This window comes from candidate division KSB1 bacterium (assembly GCA_022562085.1).
Classification (GTDB): Bacteria; Zhuqueibacterota; Zhuqueibacteria; order Oceanimicrobiales; family Oceanimicrobiaceae; genus Oceanimicrobium.
Genome location: JADFPY010000373.1, coordinates 1 through 4,304 on the forward strand (window position 1 = coordinate 1; position 4,304 = coordinate 4,304).

Annotated in this window: 5 protein-coding genes; 1 reads left to right on the forward strand and 4 read right to left on the reverse strand. The window is 43.7% G+C overall.

Annotation, left to right across the window (positions count from 1 at the left end):
• Positions 1–218: 218 nt before the first annotated feature.
• From IH879_20510 to IH879_20525, 4 genes are read right to left on the reverse strand one after another with little or no spacing between them, the layout of a single operon-like run.
• Complete coding sequence (locus IH879_20510; GenBank protein MCH7677312.1) at positions 219–791, reverse strand: LPP20 family lipoprotein; 573 nt, start codon at positions 789–791, stop codon at positions 219–221.
• 54 nt (positions 792–845) lie between these two features.
• Positions 846–2,105, reverse strand: coding sequence for a caspase family protein (locus IH879_20515; protein MCH7677313.1), 1,260 nt, complete (start codon positions 2,103–2,105; stop codon positions 846–848).
• 33 nt (positions 2,106–2,138) lie between these two features.
• Entirely contained in the window at positions 2,139–2,651 is a 513-nt protein-coding gene (locus tag IH879_20520) for a hypothetical protein (protein MCH7677314.1), read from the reverse strand.
• A gap of 15 nt (positions 2,652–2,666) precedes the next feature.
• Entirely contained in the window at positions 2,667–4,202 is a 1,536-nt protein-coding gene (locus IH879_20525; GenBank protein ID MCH7677315.1) for a T9SS type A sorting domain-containing protein, read from the reverse strand.
• Here IH879_20525 and IH879_20530 point away from each other — a divergent pair.
• Positions 4,185–4,304, forward strand: a 120-nt coding sequence (locus IH879_20530) for an alpha/beta hydrolase fold domain-containing protein (GenBank protein ID MCH7677316.1), incomplete at its 3' end; no start/stop codon positions are given. The two genes, IH879_20525 and IH879_20530, sit on opposite strands and share 18 nt — an antisense overlap.

Consider the following 4,304-nt stretch of genomic DNA (forward strand, 5'->3'; position numbering starts at 1 on the left):
TATACATATATTCACCCTAGAGACCACTAAGGTTAAATGTTACCCCAAATATCTAAGCCGGAACAAGCCCGCATAGTGGAGCCGGTTGTCAAAACATCATCAACGAGAACATTTTTGAAAGGGCCAGGGGCAATCAACTATGTTATGTTGTGTAGGAAATACCACAGGATACATCATCCCTTCAAGCAAAACGGGAACCTGTAAACATCATCACTGCATCACTTCTGAGCCTGCTCTTTTTTCCACTCTTCGTATTTTTGCACTTCTTCGTCCATTTCTTTGAACGCCTCAGATGCACGAAATTGCGTGTACATATTTTGGTTGGCTTTCAAAGCGTTCATAAATGCCTGGTTGGCCGCGCCGATGGGATATTCCACTAGGACATAGGCCCGGTAATTGTTGCCGTCTCTCACGTGTGTGGTCTTCGACGCCCGGCTGCCCACGAGTGTTGTCGAAACGACGGTTTTGACAGTCTGCGAGAACAATTCGTTTATTTCCGAGTCCTCGCTGGAACCGATTTCTTCTTGAAAACTTTTTGTCAGACCCGTAACTTTCACTTCGTACTGTCGAGCGATTTCGGCTCTTGCATTGGTAAGCGCCTTATCGATTGCGAGACCCAAATCTCTGGACGTTGCCGTTCGGGCAGCATAAAGGAAATTGGGGTCTTTCGGAGTATTTGAAAACCACTCCGGAATCACACTTGCCTTGGTTTCTACCAGCGGTTTTGAGCCGCCGCAGCCCATAACGCTGATCACTGCCGCACATACTATTAAGGAAACAAAAGAACGCATAGTAACCTCCTTAAAATTTAGTTAATTGTTATTACCCAATCACATCGAATTCTGCTAATATCTTACAAGTACTTTATGTTTATCCCTCCCCAACACCTGCGGCGTTTGTTCGCGATCCAGATAACCCGCAGTTTTCTTAACATTGGTAATGAGGTACTTTTCAAGTTCAAGTACAGTAATGATCTTATCGTTATTCTTATCTGCATCACCACGTAATCCTCTGAGCAGAAAATAGGTGAACAAACCGTGCTTCTTGTTGGGATAGCCGCTGCTAATTTGGTCGCCGCTTGCGGCGGAAAACACGACTAATTTTTCAGACAATAAAGCCGGATGGTCTATTTTGATTCGCAAGAGCCGTGCATCTGCCAAAAGCATGGTTTGCTCACGGGTACCGCCGCTAAAACAGGCGTCGAGAAATACGGTAATCGACCGGACATTGAGTTTTGCAAGCTCTTCATAAAGTATATGAAGACTAAAACCGGTTTGGGTCGGATAATTTGCATCGCCATCGGAGGGGATAAGATAAGGAGATTTCTCTTTTAAGTCTGGCACTCCATGTCCGGCATAATAAACATAAACATCCGAACCCGGCTGAACCCGCCTGGCAAGCCAACCATTCTTGGTAAAAAGCTTTTCAAATTCAGCCTTGGTTACTTCGTCGTCAGTTTTAAAATAAATATGGTTTTTATCATCCGGTACCCCAAAAAGATTGACAGTATATTCCTTAAACACGGCTGCATCGCGTTTTGCATAATTTACTTTTTGAATCGTGCGATATCGTTCGATACCCAAAATAACTGCAATAGCGTCTGGATTCTTCATTTTGCTCCTGGGAATGTTCATATCCACATCTGCGCGAAAATCTCTTGAAGAACGTGTGGAAATGGTGAGAAGTTTTGAATCGAAATTGAATCCTTTGCCCTCCAAGTCAATCTGAAATTTAATGATTCGTGAAGCAATACTCTCATCAGCAGTTATTTTGAAAGTGAGGGTTTTTTGAGAGTGCGCGCTGATGACTCCCAGTTCAAACGAAGGGTCGTAGGTGATACCTGTCACTCGGGTTGATGGAATTATGTTAGCAATGACATCCATTGCTGGACCAGCGCCCGTGTTGGAAATTGTTAATTTGATTACGCCAGTTTCCCCGGCATCGAGAAATTTATCGCCGGAAGGATCACTAAACTCACTTTTCAATGATAACGTAGGTTCAGGCAAAAACAGCAGTCCAGGTTTGCTCCTGCCACTGGCCTTCTGAGCCTCAACATTTTGAACAGAGAGCAATAGGATAAATAGTGCTAATGCAATATTCCTCATAACAAACTCCACTGTGTAATTTTAGCTTGCTAACTAATTAGGCGTGCCGGGCGGCTCAGGAAAACCCGCATCACCGTTCTTTTTATTCAATACTAAAAAAACAACGGAGCCAACGCCCAGTAATGCTGTCGCAGAACCGATCCATAACAAAGCTTTGCTGCCTGATGATACCAGTTCAGCCTCCACCACAAAATAGTAATCACTCGCTTTTAATGCACGAGGAACTTCCCTGGAAATATCCCAGACAATTTGCCTGTTCCGGCCTGCAAAACGCCCTCTACCTATATCCCCTTTCAATAATTTAGGATGAACCCGCGTAGACTGAACCTGTTCCCTTCTAACCGTCAAAGTAATTTCATATTGCTTGTTTTGTGGTCCAATCAGATCATAATAAATATAGATTTTTTCTCCAACGAGCTCGAAACGAACATTTTCAACGCGTATTTTATCTTTAGATAGGGCTTGATTTGCAAAAATTGGATGCACCAGCAACGAAATAATTAGAAAAAAACAACTTAGTTTACTACTTCTGCTTATTGTATGCATACTTTAACCTGACACTTATTTCATCAAAATCATTTTTCCTGCAAAAGATTTTTTGGCTTGTGTTTTTAAATAATAAATATAGACCCCGGAGGCAAGCTGGTTCCCGGCGTCATCTCTGCCATCCCAGCTAAACAAGTGTTGTCCCGCCCCAAGTTCGCCTGTATAAACTATTTTGATTTTTTCGCCCAGAATATTGTAGACTATTAGCTCAACCTCAGATGTGAAAGGAATAGTCAGGGGTATGTTGGTTTTCGGGTTAAACGGATTAGGATAGTTGTTACCCAATGCAAATTCCTTAGGAATAACCGATTTTAGTCTTTCGTTTACCGCATCTTCCTTTCCAACTATAATGCTAAACTTTGAGATTTCCGCAGCAGGTGTGAAACTGTAAAGTGAATCTTCCCGCAAGTTAAAATAATTGGCTTTTTCTTCGTTAATAAGATAGACTTCAAACTGCGAAGGAACGCTTTCGATGTCCGATAACACAAGTTGGGCCTGAACTCCCGGGATTGTTTGCACTGCAAATACCCAGGTCTGGGATTCCTCGAACTCAGGTCGGATGTCCGTAGCAAAAGAACTAAAGTATTTATCCCAAAGGGGTCTATGAAAATAGACTGTTGGCGTAAATGCAAGGGTTTCTGGTTTTCGCAGGTCATATGGGTCGAGCCCGGAGCTTGCCATCCGCGAAACGCCAAACCATGCCGACTGATCCGTAACCTCACCCGCAGACAGCTTAATGTTTATCCGCCAAATTCCGGAATCAGATTCTCCCACAGCTAAAGACGATGAAAAGATTAAAGAATATGGAATTTTCAGCGAGGAAAGGCTCGCAGCATTAAATAAAAAGTAGCCAACATAAGGCTGGAAAGTGGATGACTGGTTAAACGATCCCAGGTAAGACCATACAGGTTCGGATATGTTGTTCACGCTCTGAATTTCTGACCAGGACAAAGATGAAGTGAATGGATTGGTAATTAGATTCCAACCAGCGTGCAGGGGAATTTCGACTTCATTACTTGTATTTAGAGGAGCGGATGGGACATCAGTATCAATATTCAATGAACCTTTTTTAATGACCCAGAACGCCCGGCCAACAGAAAAATTAAAAACTGAGCTGCCATCATACTCTTCAACTCCTGTACCATTGTGCCAGTAGAGTTGCCAATCTTTGTTGTGACTCCCTGAAAGAAAATCAGTTATCGGACGGTTACTCGCCCCGGGTAGTCCTACAATTCTAAATTCATTAGTCTTATAGTCTGAAGCTTTATCTCTATCTGGAAAACTCATGGTCGAGTTGACACTGAAGGACGAGGGATAAGCCGGCAGTTCAGTGGTAAAAGTCAGGTCGCTGCCCTGGGTGGTGCCAGAACTATTTGTTGCAACCACACGATAGTGGTAGCCTGTGTTGGGAGAAAGGCCCGTGATTTGCGCACTGACATCTACGGGACTCGACCCACTTACAGGACTTTGCGCCGCCGAAATCTCACTGCCATAGCTCGTTGTCGTACCATATTCAAATTTGGCTGTGGTGCTTTGATCGTTTGGATTCACGGAGGTGCGTTAATTATGGGGGACCGCGAAGGGATCCATCCTCAAATACGTGCACTGGCCGAAGACAAAGGTTTCGCCCTGTTCTCGATCGATTATCGCCTT

Coding starts and splice junctions, on each gene's coding strand:
- IH879_20520 (MCH7677314.1), bottom strand. CDS start 2,651: ATGCATACAATAAGCAGAAGTAGTAAACTAAGTTGTTTTTTTCTAATT.
- IH879_20515 (MCH7677313.1), bottom strand. CDS start 2,105: ATGAGGAATATTGCATTAGCACTATTTATCCTATTGCTCTCTGTTCAA.
- IH879_20510 (MCH7677312.1), bottom strand. CDS start 791: ATGCGTTCTTTTGTTTCCTTAATAGTATGTGCGGCAGTGATCAGCGTT.